The sequence below is a fragment of the Gammaproteobacteria bacterium genome, assembly GCA_033344735.1.
In the GTDB taxonomy this organism is placed as follows: domain Bacteria; phylum Pseudomonadota; class Gammaproteobacteria; order UBA4575; family UBA4575; genus UBA1858.
This window is the reverse complement of the sequence record JAWPMW010000001.1, coordinates 1,351,114-1,364,349: the sequence shown is the minus strand read 5'-3', so window position 1 is coordinate 1,364,349 and position 13,236 is coordinate 1,351,114. Positions and strand designations below refer to the sequence as shown.

Below are 13,236 nucleotides of genomic sequence, written 5' to 3'. Positions count from 1 at the left end.
AAAACAAATACTTAATAAAATTCTCTTATTAAAGTTTCTTCTTATAAAAGTTTTTACTGCATATTTACTGCAAATTAATTCATTTCGTTAAAAATAACTTTTTCTTTTTTTCTATCTTTTTATCTTTACTAGGGTAGGTATAGGTAAGGGAAAGGTTTAAGCAAAGGAATAGGTTAGGCAAAGGTAAGAGTTAGGTAAAGGTGTAAGTAAAAGCATGAGTACAAGTAAAGGCGTTAGTATAGGTAAAAGCTAAAGTACAGATTAGGTAAAAGAAAAAGAAAGAAGCTCACCATTACAGTTATTTTTGCTTGTTTTTGCTAAACCCAAATTCCATTTAATGTGAGAAACAAAGTATAGAAACAAAGACTTGAGAGTATTTAAGGGGTGGGGGGTACCAAAAGCAAAAACAGGGTGCCACTTAGAAGCTAATTCTTTGTATTTCAATAGCTAACAGAACATGACCCTGCGTCTGATTTGAATTAACTCATAGCCCATTGAAAAAGTAGACCAGTCTTTCTTGTCTGAAAATACATAGTCCGCTCATACAAAGAGGACAAATTATGTATTTAATAAGTTATCAACCTGAAAGAATTGAGCCTTGGAATAAAGGCAAGATAATTGGTCAAAAACCACCTTTAAAGCTGAAAGAGATCTGGGGTATTCGTATTCGTTTGCAGTTGACGGAAAAGATTCGTGAATTAGCATTATTCAATCTTGCAATTGATAGCAAATTGAGAGCGTGTGATTTAGTTAAATTACGGGTTTCAGATGTTTTGCATGGAGATCAAATCCCTGAACGTACCGTGGTGATGCAGCAAAAAACCATGAGGACGGTTCAATTTGAGCTGACAGAGCAAACTCGGCACTCCGTGAAGGAATGGATCAAAGCTGCTCATCTCACACAAAGTAGCTATTTGTTCCCAAGCAGGGTTAATAAATCTAATCATCTTTCTACACGTCAATATTCTCGACTTGTTGATCGGTGGATACAAAGTATTGGACTCGATCCAAAGATCTATGCAACGCATTCATTGAGAAGAACGAAAGCTTCATTGATCTATAGGAGGACTAAAAATTTACGAGCAATTCAACTATTGCTTGGCCATTCCAAGCTTGAGAATACCATTCGATATTTAGGTATTGAGATTGATGATGCACTAGATATGGCGGAACAAACTGAAGCATAGAGGTTGAACTTCGATAGCAGTTGTAATGACTGCTATCGGCGCAATAGCGGTCATTCAGTCCACCGTCGTAATTCATAGTCCGCCACTCTAGAGAGTTTATCTTCTTCAAATTTAAATGAAATCCACCGATTTTGTTTTTGCCAATCACATTTATCCTCGCAGAGATAAAATACCCATATTTGTGTAGCCATTAATGAATCGATAGTTGCTTTATTGATATCATTTACGTCAAATGTAATTGCTTTCTTCTCAACATTCTCGCTATCTCGAAGGCTTGCTTCTATAGAATTAATATCATCCAATTTAGAAAAGGACTTCTTTATTTCTGATAATGTAGCTTTCTTCGATTCGCTAATAGAATAGTTCTTATAAGAACCTCTAGTTACTTCTTCATACAAGTCCTGCTGAATATATATCTTGTATGCTGCATAGGAAGCTAACACTGCTATACCGATAAATATTACTGTTGATAAAATTGCTAGCGGTTTTGCCAATCTCATAATAACTAATTATTTAGTCTTCTTTCGGCTCAAGAGAGGACATAAACTAAAGCGGTAAAGTAATTCAATGAATCTGCTTCTTAAGAAAGTCCAGAACAATATTCTGAACACTTTTATTTTCAAGCAACTCATGTCGTGTACTTAAATGACCATCTTTGAATACCACGGATCGACTCGCTTCATTTTTCATATAGCTACCACAGTCACCTCGTGACCATGAATTCTTAAACCATGGATCTTTGTATCCAAGGACAGATAGTACTGGTTCGTTCTTTGATGCATTTATTCCTCTATATTCATGCCAGCCCGCATGACATGTCCAACCTTCAATTACACGAGCTTTTACAGACATACCTGGGTTCTTTGAGGAATAAGTTGCTGTTGTTACTCCACCTTGACTTAGTCCAACAAGAAATACATTGTTGGGATCTACCCAATCTAATTGTTTTGCTTTTTCTATTGCATATCCCGCATCTATTTGCCTCATCTTTAATGTAAACCGATACATACTTCCCTTATGACTCTTAACATCACACGATTGAGGATATTTCTCTCTAGCAAAACTGACTGGCGCTATGACTGCAAACCCAGATTTGGCAAAAAAGTTAAGTCTCCTATATGTGCCTTCCCACACACCTGAACATCCATGCAAATAAATTATTGTAGGGTGTTTCTTGATAGTGTCTGCTTTTTGAGTTAAATCTTTCATTATTGAGCTGTCAAATTTACCATTATCTTTTGGTATTCTTACTAAGGCTGCTTTCCAAACCCTTTCTAGCTCATCAGGATCTGTCCAATCTTTTTTGGACATCTTTGTTGGATCTGTGAATTTCTTATTATGATTTCCCAAATCAGTAGCTAGTGTGATTTGTGTTATGAAAAGAGATAAGACTGTAATGATTGAGAGTTTAAGAAGTTTCATAAAAATTGATAATAGTAATGTGAGAGGTGCTGGAGATAATAAATTAAATTCGAATTTATAGCCCTCAAAGAGTCGGCATTAGCCATAAGTGATCTACACTAGGTATTATGTCCGCTTACGGCGCAAAAGCGGTCATTTAGAGTAAAATTCTCTAAAACGAGATGAACGTAATATATGCTGACCCAGAAAGAGACAGATTACCAGTACCACAATAGCTGCCAACCATTCTAAAGCAGAATGTTTGTGACTATGTATAAGACTTTCAATCATTTGATAAATAAGAAACATAGCTGCGACGATAAATCCACTGCCTGCCATAATTCGTGACCATGATTTTCTCAATAGAATACCTACAAAACATACCGATGGGGGAAACCAAAATACAAGCATGGTAGGTAACTTACTTTGCCAATTATGCTCAAACATAATTTTTAAAATAATTCCAAATAACCCAAAGATACACACAGCCCCTAAAAATATCGCAAGTAAAACTAGTGTAATCGGCCAACTGCTTCCTTCTTTAACCTTGATACCAGCTAGCTGTTCTCCTTTGATAGCTAATTTGTGACTAATCCAAAGTAGCACGTGACCGAATATCCAAATTACAATTGCAATCGGAGCAAAAATGATTCCCGGCGGATGTCCTTTTGTTGACGTAGCAAGAATAACCACCACGAATATACCTATGATGATCCAAATGATATTTAGTGAACGAAATATTAATTTAGCCTTATTCATATTATGAGTTAATGTCCACTAAGGGTCATTAGCTGTCATAAAGATATAAATCTCGCTATCAAACTGGATTACGTCCGCTTCCGGCGCAAAAGCGGTCATTCGCACAGACTTTTCAATTCATCATGAATTCGATTTTTATTATATACATCCATAAATTCATTTATCGTCTGAATGCTATCGGCTCAATAACAGCTATAGGACATTCTAAATCAAGTAATTTTACTAAGTGTATTATTGTATTTAACTATGGATAAGTTTTGGTAATTTCAATACCTGCTTTTTTATAGCGAGCAAGTGCATCATCACCATCCCAGTTATCGGGCATAGAACTAGAAACTCCGTGATCCTTAAGAACTACTCTATGCTCTCTAGGTGTAAGTTGTACTGAAACCAAATACTTATTTAGCAAATCTATAAGCTCAACTGAACTCAAATTGTCGAGCTCCATTAGCATCGCCACTACTTCTTTGAGTGGCACAGCATGATCTATTTCCACTTGTTTTGAATTTACCGCATTCACACTATGTCCAATAAGACATGGTTTCAGACGTCGCAATGTAGCTCTCAAAATTCGTCTTGTCACACGATCAGTAACAAAGCCTTCTTTAAAACCCTTTAATTGCCACAGAATACTTTCTAATACTTCTGTTTCAAATGGAGTGAGTTTTATTTTATGCATTTATATTATGTGCCATAAATTATTTGTGTCTGCTTCCGGCGCAATAGCGGACATTCAAAAAAATCTGTCATGAAGAAGTAAGAGAGCATATTTTTATACCCTCTTACTTAAAGAATATCTAAGCAGCTTTCGTTGCAATATATCCAGATTTCCCATTGATGGTTGCTGTACCGCTTATAGGAATTGGTCTTACAAGAGTATCTAGAATTGGACACTGTGCCTCAACTGCATCCACTAATTGTTTAAGTTCTTCTTCACTTGCTGGACTTTCGATGATGGACTCAAATGAGATATCTTGAAAACCCGGCGGGATACCTTTATCTGCTCCCATTCCAAACAAACCATGTAAATCTAGATTACCTGAAAGTTTCACTTGCAATGAAGTCAGTTCAATATTCATTGCAGAAGCCAGTGCTGCATACATAATTCCTTGGCATGTACCTAACGCGGTAAGAATAAGATCACCAGGACTTTGCGCTGCATCTCCGCCACCAAATGCGGTAGGTTCATCTACTGGTACTGGTGGTAGATTGCGTACAGTCGATGTGCAATGCACATCACCATCCCACACAACTTCTGCTTTGTATCTCAATTTTGCCGTTTTAGGATTATTTGTTATTGCTTCTGCTAAAGAATCAACTGCTTTTTTTACTGTTGCTTGTGACATGAAACACCCCTGATTTATTGTTTTGATTAAACACTAACAGTTTAGTCTCGTGGATATGATTTACTAGTTCACTTTTTGTATCTTAGTTGCTTATGTGCGAAATAATTATATTTTATATCTACTTGGGGTCGAAAGAGGTCGTTCACTACATCTAAACAAGAGGGTCATCACCTTCCTTCCAGGAATGAAGATATTTTTCATGTAAGTGGAAATCTTCACCTTTGTGCTCACTGAACGTGACATATATATTCTCAGCTGGAATATTTGCTAGTTCATTTAAAATCTTTATAAATCCAAGCGCAAGATCCCGTCGCTTATTTAGTGCCCGACCTTCACGTATATCTGCGTTTACCAGAGCTACTCCTTTCTTGTGGTTTTTTACTCTTCCAATATCTAGATTGTATGTTCCATGCTCTCTGATAGATATGGCGATATGATCCGTACCAGTATCCATAACCTTCGAAAAAAGAGTTTTAATTCGATCAGTAATGATCTTCTTAGCACTATCGTCAAGGTTACAATTTATATCGATCTGTAAATGAGGCATTAAAGTTATTCTTTCAATAAAAATGTCGACTTGCAAAAAATTAAGTGCCTTTTTTCGGCGCAATAGCAGTCATTAAGAATACGAATCTAAGAGTATTTTTGTCTGCCAATCAATCCAAAGAAAATTAAAGCAGAACCAAATAACCAAATTGCGGCTGGGACGGGAATTACTGTGTTGGTAACCGTTGCATTGAGCAAACTATAAGTTAAGAAAGCACCGCTGTTTTGGTCTTCGTAGCCTAATAATTGTTGAAATCCAACTGGATCGAATAAATTTGTAATATCACTGTCAATGGTTTCTAAAAACAGTAGATTGGGAACATCCGTTCCAGGAAAAAATGATACGTCGTTGAAATTAATAAATGGGCCACCAAAACCAAAATCACCAATGAAATCCTCAAAGCTAGGTGCAAAGGCTCTAATTCTAAAGCTATCCCCAAACGGGTCCGTAAAACGGTTAACGGATTCTAAATATAGTCCACCACTAAACAGTGCAGGTAAAAATTGAAACTGTAGATCACTTGCCATATTTGGCCGCCCCGTGACATTAAATCTCTCCGCTGTATCATATCGAGCGCTCGCTTGATCGGGGAAATTTTGTGTAAGACTTGGGATGGCAGCAGTATCATAAGTGAACACGAGATTGAGTTGTGCACCTTCAAGATTTGCTGTATCGCCTTCCCCGAAATCGTTTTCAAGTAGACTCAGCGTACCATCAATCGTAATGGTTCCCTGAGCAGCAAAGGTCGAATTGATACTTATTAGCAAAACGATAAAGAATAAAAACAAATTACGTATAGACATATTACGATCTCTCCAATTGAGTCTTATTGTTTATTCTTATGTTCATCGTAATACGACTCTTTGTTTGAAAGCAGCTATTACTCTACACCTCAAAGTAGTTTTATCAAAGCTATCAACTGACTTTGCACCATGTCAGTTTAGTAGGCTAAAGTGTCTGCAAATAGTATTAAATAAGTGAGTTATCTTCCTTTAATGAAAGAAAAGATGAAGTTAACCTCAAATGTAAGAGGTGAAATTTTATATTGCTTTATTATTTTACCCGCATTGATGTTTCAACATTAATTTACGAGTATTGAATTCATCAGCAATATATAATGTCCGCTAAGGGTCGAAAGCGGCCATTAGAATTTAGTATATATTAGCAAACTCAAATATACTGATCTACAACAGATCTTAATGTCTGCTAACGACCCAAAGCAGCCATCAGCAGTTGCTATGGATTAGTCTGTTTTAACTCACTGATTCTGTATTACAAATAAACATAAATAATTATTTATAAATTTATATCTTGAATCAAACCAGATGTAATACATAATTCTGTTGTAATCATTATACGAATGTAGCATTGTCAACATATCCAGAATATTTTGACAATATATGCTTGCTAAATTTATAAGGAAAATATTAGGAGTAAACAATGGAATCAAAAAATAATAATATTTACCTGCTTCTAGGGATTTCATTTTTACTATTTATACCCAGAGCTTCTATAGCGTTAACAACACAAGCCCAAACATTTGCAGATCATGGTGCATTGTTAGTTGCAGTTGATGGAGAAATTGACGTACTAAATCTGGTGAAAAGTAGTACGCCGAATCTTATGACTGGTAACATAAATTTTATAACAAGCGTTTTTGACGCAGCTAATTCTTTATTGTTCGAGGCGCAATTACAGGTAGATCCTGATCCATTGCTCAACCTGCGGCTGCAAATATTTAACCCTACAGACCTACCACAGGCATTCGCATATCAAATAATAATTCCAACAGATGTGACATCTGGTCCTACCTTCAACAACACCTTCGCCAATATTGAACTATTTGATGACGATAATAGTGGTGGTGTATTTATCAATAGCGTTAATTCTTTTTTTGAAGTCATTGACGATCCTCTAAATGGCACAGCCATCAATGGTTCTAGCAACTTGGGTCAAATTTCTTTTTATGATCAATTTACTGAAGGCAAACAATCTCTATTTGATAATCTAGGTGCTGGACCAAATTCAGATGATTTTATGGGAGATGGTTTTAACTTGTTGCGTTTTAATATAAATGGATTTCAACTCAGCCCTGGTGATAGTGCTGTTATCACTGCCATGGGTTGTTATAGCAACGATGAAAATTATTGTTCTGAACGATATGAAATTCCCGCTAGTGTCGTACCAGTACCTGCTGCTATTTGGTTTATGGGCTCTGGATTGCTAGGTATGATTGCTTGGGCTAGATCAAATCCTTAATTATCAAGCAACAATAAACGCGAATGACTGCTTTTGCGCCGAAAGAAGACATAGATAGGTGTGTTTTGTGCCAGAGTCAACACCAAGTGATCCAGGTTGTGCCCTAATTGAAACGGGTTTTGAGTGGGGACAAGTACAGTAAGTAACTGAATTAATTAAAAGTGTAATTTACTCGTTCAAGTTCATAATGCTGGGGTCGGTGGTTCAAGTCCACCCATAGCCACCATTCAAAAACAATACTTATCAGTCTTCCTTTTTGAACATTCGTTGCATTAATTTATAACGGCAAATTTAATGTAAATAAATTCATTTAAGTATAAAAATCTCTTTTTTGTTTATAGCTACACTAGAGGCGTTAAAAGTTAAAATAAAAATTTTTAATAAATAAAATTATTTTTTAATTTGCAGAAGTTGTGTATGAATGAAATAGAAATAAATGAGGGCTAATCAAATCATCAGATTTTTGGCATTTCTTTAATTTATCAACAATGGTCATGCAAAGTATTGTTAATTAGATGTTAAAAAAAGATGATCGATAATGCTTGTACTTTTATGAATAATGTGGATAACATTTAAGTAATAGATACCAAGGAGAATAGAGTATGAATTTAGCAGCAGCAACAATCATCAGTTGGCATCTATTTGTTCAATCGTATAGCGACCTCAATCCTCTGACGTATGGAGTAATGAGTATATCTGGTATACGTAATCATGATGTTTGTATGGAGCTTGGTATGGAGTGGCAGAAGAATTGGACTAACGATGAAATGACGGCCACCTTTGAATGCAAGCCAGAATACAGAGATGCCAAAGACGCATAGTTAACTTCACTCTCATTCATTTTCTTTTGCCTATTCTTGAGCTTTAGTCTTCATTTGTACTTGGCTTTCATAGCGAGAATTTGACGTTATTAAACAAGAATTAATATACATAGCAATCAGTTTAATAAGTGTTACAATATAACATTACACACTTTTCATTCTGCTATGATTAATCTTACAAGACACTCTTTTATATTTGATAAGTTTGCGGTTTCAACTTCTGCACTTTGTGCCATTCATTGCCTTTTTTTACCAATTGCATTGAGTTTATTCCCGGCTTTAGGTACAACAATTTTTGGACAGGAATCTTTTCATAAATGGTTGCTGTTCTTAGTTATTCCATTGAGTCTGGTTGCGTTAACTATGGGGTGCAAACAACATAAAAGTTGGTTGGTAGCAATTCTTGGTTTGATTGGTATAAGCATATTAATCTTTACAGCAGTATATGGGCATGATGTACTTGGTCATGATAGAGAACGTATTGCTACTCTTATTGGTGTAAGTGTAATTGCTTTGGGACACATGCTGAATTACAAGCTTTGCCGGCGTGTAAATTGTGAAACTTAAGTAAAATAGCCTTATCTCTAAGTGATTATTTAACTCGAGTAAGCGTGTTCATAAGCCAGAAGTGAATGGCGCGCTCTTTATCTAGCCCGGGAAGACTTACAATTGTTATGATTACATCAGATACGCGCTGTATTACTTCGGATGCTCCCAAATATTGGAGCTAACAATCTTGATAAATGTACTACGCATTGAGATAAAAATGCCTTAAGTGTATCCAGTATGCTGGGTTACCCTTAACTCATTTTTACCTCAAACAGTTACTTATTACAGATATTTATAGTTCTGATCTCGCTACTATCTTATTCGCTACTGAGATTATTATTTAATAGTCAAATGTCACACCAAAGATCATATTTCTACCTGGCAACACTGCACGGTCTTTTTGAAAAGAAGTATGTTGTCGAGCATCTTCATCTAGTAAATTTTCAGCTTTAACGTAAAGGTTAAAATCTGAGTCACCTGCATATAATGTTTTATTTAAATTTGCATTTAGCATGGTGTACCCATCTGTATCAGTTTCTAAATCTGCTTCATTGCTGGAGTCGGAAGTAATTATGACGTCAACACCAGCTTGCCATGTATCGTAAGAGAACACTGCGCCAGCACCAAAACGTAACGGTGTGATACGCGGCACATCACCTAGATCATTATCATCGAATTCTGCACGAACATAGTCCCCAAATACTCGTCCATCTAGTGTGTAAGTGTCAGTCTGAATAAGTTGATGTGTGAGTTCGGCTTCAATTCCATAGAATGTGGCATCTTCATTATCGTAATTGAGAGTGAGTAATTCTCCATTTAAATCGAACATTCCATCTTCGTCAGCACGGTCAGCAATACCGTCGTTATTAGCATCTTCACTTGCTAAGAAGATGTAGTCATCAATTTGGTTGTAATACGCATTCACTTTCCATCCTGTGCGCTCACCTTGTTGAGCTAATCCGATCTCTAGACTATTTGATGTTTCTATATCAATATCTGTCGAGCCGGTTTCAAATGTCAATGTGGCTAAATGAGGGCCATCTGCATAAAGCGCAGTTTCTTGTGGTGCGCGCTCTGCACGACTTGCCAATACACTTAACTCGACATTGTTATCAAAGAATCGTGTGGCAGCAAGTGACACTGACAAGACATCAAACTCTTCATCTTCACCATTTTCAGGTTCAAATTCATCTCTATCAAAACGTAAGCCACCTTCAAAATCCCACATGTCTGTATGGTAATGTGAGATGCCAAATATCCCATAGCGTTTTTCATCTACAGGTTGAACGAATGCTTCTTCTCCTACGGCGGAGAACTCTCGGTCATTATATTGAACACCAAAAATATTATCCCAGCGTGTGTTAACGACATTGACAACCTCAAGTCTAGTTTCAAACTCTTCATTGTCGAAGGTGGTTTCCACATCACCTTCTAAAATCTCGAAATGACGATAATTATTGTACGTTGAGCGAAGTGAAATAGATTCTATGGCATCGCTTAGATCGTATAACTCAAATAGACTTTCATAACGATATTGTTTGAGATCAATACGTACATCTCCTTCTTCTGCGCCCGGGATACCATACTCTGTATCAAAACGGCTAAAAGCAAGACCCGCAAGAAATTCTTCAGTGAGGTAGCTACCTCCTATCGCATATTGATCTGTTTCAAGGTCACTATTACTTAGACGACCTTTGTCTTCAGGTTCATCTTCGTTTGCGAAGCCATCAATATCGTAATCATTTGTTTCTCGCGTAAGTCCGTCTAAATACCAGTTAAATGCATTTTGCGAGCCCATAAGTTGAATTGCAGCCGTGTTGCCGTCAGACACAGTGGCATGTTCAACGGTGGCTTTTAATTCGAGTGGTTCAATATCGTTTCGTGTTGGAATACGTTGGTTAGTTATATTGACGATTCCACCAATCGCGCCGGGACCATAACGCAATGTCGCTGGACCGCGGAGTATTTCGATTTGATCCGCAGTGTAGGGATCAATCGTGACCGCATGGTCTTCACTTGCGCTTGAAACATCCAGCGTATCTATACCATTCTCCATGACTCGTACACGGTTACTGCCAAGTCCTCGAATAATCGGGCGGCTTGCACCGGGACCAAAATATGTAGAAGAAACACCTAACTCATTCTTTATAGTTTCACCTATAGAGTTAGATAATTTTCTTTCCAGTTCTTCATCTGAAATAACGTCAACTGATTGAGCATGCAAGACAGTGGAATGCACCTTGATAGATCTTAGCTTTTCATCAGCTAATAAAGCATTATTCGATAAAATTAAAACAGTTAATATAACAACACTGAAAAAGTGCATCTGATAGCTCCCTAGATATTGGATTTTATTATTCGGTAAACATGCGCATGATGTTATACTATAACATTACATTATTGTCTAGGAGTCAAACGCTGATGTCTGCTAATGCCCGATAATAGAGATACATAATTATTGTGAAATCAGGCCTCTACTTACTAAATTTTTTTGGCTATGTTGTAAATAAACATACTGTTCATGCATGAATAAGCGTTACCATATAATTAATAACTCAATTCGAACCCACGCTTAACGTGAGTTCGGTGGTTTAACTATTAGCATTACATCTAAGGGGAAATTAATGCCTACTACACTCGCTTTTGATGTATATGGGACACTAATTGATACCCATGGAGTAATTTATGCGCTACAGACTTTGATTGGCGACAAAGCTGAGAATTTCTCTCAGACTTGGCGTGAAAAACAATTAGAATATTCCTTTCGCAGAGGTTTAATGCAAAATTATGAGTCATTTTCTGTTTGTATAAGTAATGCTCTTGATTACACATGCACGTTGTATGAAACAGATCTGACAAATGTCCAAAAGGAAATTTTACTTGCAAGTTACCGTTCCCTCCCGGCATTCAAAGACGTAGATGATGGTCTGAAAAAATTAAAAACAAATGATTATCGTATGTTTGCATTCTCAAACGGTACCGCAAATGTCGTTGAAGGTTTGCTGGTTTCAGCGGAAATCAGAGGTTATTTTCAAGGTGTCGTTAGTGTTGATGATGTGAAATCATTCAAGCCAAATCCTGCTGTATATAGCCATTTTTTACGAGAGTCTGAGGCTAATGGCAGTGATGCTTGGTTAATTTCAAGTAATCCATTTGATATCATCGGTGCAATATCTGCAGGTATGAAAGCTGTATGGGTGAAGCGTTCAAAAAGTGTAATTTTTGATCCTTGGGGAATTGAACCGACGTTAACAGTAAATAATCTGTCAGAGCTATATGATAAATTGGCAAACAATTAGCTTCCGCAGATAGTAAAAGCACCACTCTATAATAATAACTCTACTAATTTATATTTCTGGGTATGGTGTTGAGTGGCCGCTGTTGAACCGATAACTGAAGCACACACGTAAGGATAAATTATTCAGAACATCAAACTCTTTGATGCACACTTCCACATTGTCGACAAACGATTTCCTGTTGTTGCTAATGATGGTTATCTCCCAGAAGAATTTACAGTTACTGATTATTTAAATCGCATGAGTGGATGGTCGCGGTGCGGCGGAGCAGTTGTCTCTGGTTCTTTCCAAGCTTTCGATCAGTCCTACTTAGTAGATACGTTAAAGAAGCTAGGCCCATCATTTGTAGGCGTAACCCAGTTGCCAAATTCGGTTTCAGATAATGAATTGCATTCACTCAACAAAAGTGGCGTTCGCGCCGTTAGATTTAATCTTAAACGCGGTGGGTCAGAAGAACTTCGGCATCTGGATAGTATGGCAAGAAGGGTGCATGAATTTGCAGGATGGCATGTAGAATTATACGTAGACTCTAAAGAGCTTGATGACATATATAAGACTCTTGTGGCTCTTCCTGCAATTAGTATTGATCATCTCGGTTTGACTAAAGATGGTTTTAGCACACTGGTTAAACTTGCTGAGAAAGGTATACGTGTGAAAGCTTCAGGTTTTGGCCGAGTTGATTTTGATGTCATAACTGCTCTGTACGAATTATATTCGGCTAATCCGCAATCAGTTATGTTTGGAACGGATCTTCCCTCTACACGCTCACCAAGGTCCTTTAGCACGCGTGATATCCAGCTTATTTTTGATAGTTTTGAACCAGAACAAGTAAATAAAATTCTGTATAAAAATGCGTTAGAGTTTTATTTGCAAACGGTTGAACGCTGATTATTTGTATTTTCTTGAATTTTCTCCAATTGAGTATGGGGCTGGTATGCAAATTCTATGGGTCAGAGCCACTTAATAGGCTGTAGAATTTTCAATATCTGAGCAAATCTTTCTAGAAAGATGATAGAAAAAGTCTTGCTTACCCAACATAATGCACTAAAATGTGGCAAAAATGCTTTCTAA

General features: G+C 36.9%; 14 protein-coding genes. 6 read left to right on the top strand and 8 right to left on the bottom strand.

Annotation, left to right across the window (positions count from 1 at the left end):
* The first annotated feature begins 560 nt into the window (after positions 1-560).
* Complete coding sequence (locus R8G33_06930) at positions 561-1,187, top strand: tyrosine-type recombinase/integrase (GenBank protein MDW3095387.1); 627 nt, start codon at positions 561-563, stop codon at positions 1,185-1,187.
* A gap of 50 nt (positions 1,188-1,237) precedes the next feature.
* Here R8G33_06930 and R8G33_06925 read toward each other — a convergent pair whose 3' ends face one another.
* The 7 genes from R8G33_06925 to R8G33_06895 form a co-directional block, all read right to left on the bottom strand.
* Positions 1,238-1,687, bottom strand: coding sequence for a hypothetical protein (locus R8G33_06925; GenBank protein ID MDW3095386.1), 450 nt, complete (start codon positions 1,685-1,687; stop codon positions 1,238-1,240).
* A 64-nt stretch (positions 1,688-1,751) separates the two neighbouring features.
* The gene (locus R8G33_06920; protein ID MDW3095385.1) at positions 1,752-2,609 is read right to left on the bottom strand and encodes a dienelactone hydrolase family protein; all 858 of its coding nucleotides are present in this window, start codon (positions 2,607-2,609) and stop codon (positions 1,752-1,754) included.
* Between the two features lie 132 nt (positions 2,610-2,741).
* Entirely contained in the window at positions 2,742-3,347 is a 606-nt protein-coding gene (locus R8G33_06915) for a hypothetical protein (GenBank protein MDW3095384.1), read from the bottom strand.
* Positions 3,348-3,591: 244 nt separating this feature from the next.
* Positions 3,592-4,026, bottom strand: coding sequence for a hypothetical protein (locus R8G33_06910; GenBank protein MDW3095383.1), 435 nt, complete (start codon positions 4,024-4,026; stop codon positions 3,592-3,594).
* 118 nt (positions 4,027-4,144) lie between these two features.
* Complete coding sequence (locus tag R8G33_06905; GenBank protein ID MDW3095382.1) at positions 4,145-4,693, bottom strand: OsmC family protein; 549 nt, start codon at positions 4,691-4,693, stop codon at positions 4,145-4,147.
* Positions 4,694-4,844: 151 nt separating this feature from the next.
* Positions 4,845-5,240 carry a tautomerase gene (locus R8G33_06900; GenBank protein MDW3095381.1) on the bottom strand — a complete coding sequence of 132 codons (396 nt, stop codon included), beginning with the start codon at positions 5,238-5,240 and terminating at the stop codon, positions 4,845-4,847.
* 86 nt (positions 5,241-5,326) lie between these two features.
* A complete protein-coding gene (locus R8G33_06895; protein MDW3095380.1) occupies positions 5,327-6,043 on the bottom strand; it encodes a hypothetical protein in 717 nt (238 codons plus the stop codon).
* A 637-nt stretch (positions 6,044-6,680) separates the two neighbouring features.
* Between R8G33_06895 and R8G33_06890 the strand changes: the two genes are divergently transcribed.
* The 3 genes from R8G33_06890 to R8G33_06880 all read left to right on the top strand — a co-directional run bounded on the left by R8G33_06890 (position 6,681) and on the right by R8G33_06880 (position 8,887).
* Positions 6,681-7,499, top strand: coding sequence for a hypothetical protein (locus tag R8G33_06890; protein ID MDW3095379.1), 819 nt, complete (start codon positions 6,681-6,683; stop codon positions 7,497-7,499).
* Between the two features lie 686 nt (positions 7,500-8,185).
* Entirely contained in the window at positions 8,186-8,320 is a 135-nt protein-coding gene (locus R8G33_06885) for a hypothetical protein (protein ID MDW3095378.1), read from the top strand.
* Positions 8,321-8,485: 165 nt separating this feature from the next.
* Positions 8,486-8,887, top strand: a complete 402-nt coding sequence (locus R8G33_06880; GenBank protein ID MDW3095377.1) for a MerC domain-containing protein — start codon at positions 8,486-8,488, stop codon at positions 8,885-8,887.
* A gap of 322 nt (positions 8,888-9,209) precedes the next feature.
* Here the strand turns inward: R8G33_06880 and R8G33_06875 are convergent, their stop codons facing one another.
* Entirely contained in the window at positions 9,210-11,195 is a 1,986-nt protein-coding gene (locus R8G33_06875) for a TonB-dependent receptor (GenBank protein MDW3095376.1), read from the bottom strand.
* Between the two features lie 298 nt (positions 11,196-11,493).
* Here R8G33_06875 and R8G33_06870 point away from each other — a divergent pair, with 298 nt between their 5' ends.
* Both R8G33_06870 and R8G33_06865 read left to right on the top strand, forming a co-directional pair.
* Complete coding sequence (locus tag R8G33_06870; protein MDW3095375.1) at positions 11,494-12,168, top strand: haloacid dehalogenase type II; 675 nt, start codon at positions 11,494-11,496, stop codon at positions 12,166-12,168.
* A 129-nt stretch (positions 12,169-12,297) separates the two neighbouring features.
* Positions 12,298-13,053 carry an amidohydrolase family protein gene (locus R8G33_06865; GenBank protein ID MDW3095374.1) on the top strand — a complete coding sequence of 252 codons (756 nt, stop codon included), beginning with the start codon at positions 12,298-12,300 and terminating at the stop codon, positions 13,051-13,053.
* The last annotated feature ends 183 nt before the right edge of the window (positions 13,054-13,236 follow it).

Coding starts and splice junctions, on each gene's coding strand:
- R8G33_06930 (MDW3095387.1), top strand. CDS start 561: ATGTATTTAATAAGTTATCAACCTGAAAGAATTGAGCCTTGGAATAAA.
- R8G33_06925 (MDW3095386.1), bottom strand. CDS start 1,687: ATGAGATTGGCAAAACCGCTAGCAATTTTATCAACAGTAATATTTATC.
- R8G33_06920 (MDW3095385.1), bottom strand. CDS start 2,609: ATGAAACTTCTTAAACTCTCAATCATTACAGTCTTATCTCTTTTCATA.
- R8G33_06915 (MDW3095384.1), bottom strand. CDS start 3,347: ATGAATAAGGCTAAATTAATATTTCGTTCACTAAATATCATTTGGATC.
- R8G33_06910 (MDW3095383.1), bottom strand. CDS start 4,026: ATGCATAAAATAAAACTCACTCCATTTGAAACAGAAGTATTAGAAAGT.
- R8G33_06905 (MDW3095382.1), bottom strand. CDS start 4,693: ATGTCACAAGCAACAGTAAAAAAAGCAGTTGATTCTTTAGCAGAAGCA.
- R8G33_06900 (MDW3095381.1), bottom strand. CDS start 5,240: ATGCCTCATTTACAGATCGATATAAATTGTAACCTTGACGATAGTGCT.
- R8G33_06895 (MDW3095380.1), bottom strand. CDS start 6,043: ATGTCTATACGTAATTTGTTTTTATTCTTTATCGTTTTGCTAATAAGT.
- R8G33_06890 (MDW3095379.1), top strand. CDS start 6,681: ATGGAATCAAAAAATAATAATATTTACCTGCTTCTAGGGATTTCATTT.
- R8G33_06885 (MDW3095378.1), top strand. CDS start 8,186: ATGAGTATATCTGGTATACGTAATCATGATGTTTGTATGGAGCTTGGT.
- R8G33_06880 (MDW3095377.1), top strand. CDS start 8,486: ATGATTAATCTTACAAGACACTCTTTTATATTTGATAAGTTTGCGGTT.
- R8G33_06875 (MDW3095376.1), bottom strand. CDS start 11,195: ATGCACTTTTTCAGTGTTGTTATATTAACTGTTTTAATTTTATCGAAT.
- R8G33_06870 (MDW3095375.1), top strand. CDS start 11,494: ATGCCTACTACACTCGCTTTTGATGTATATGGGACACTAATTGATACC.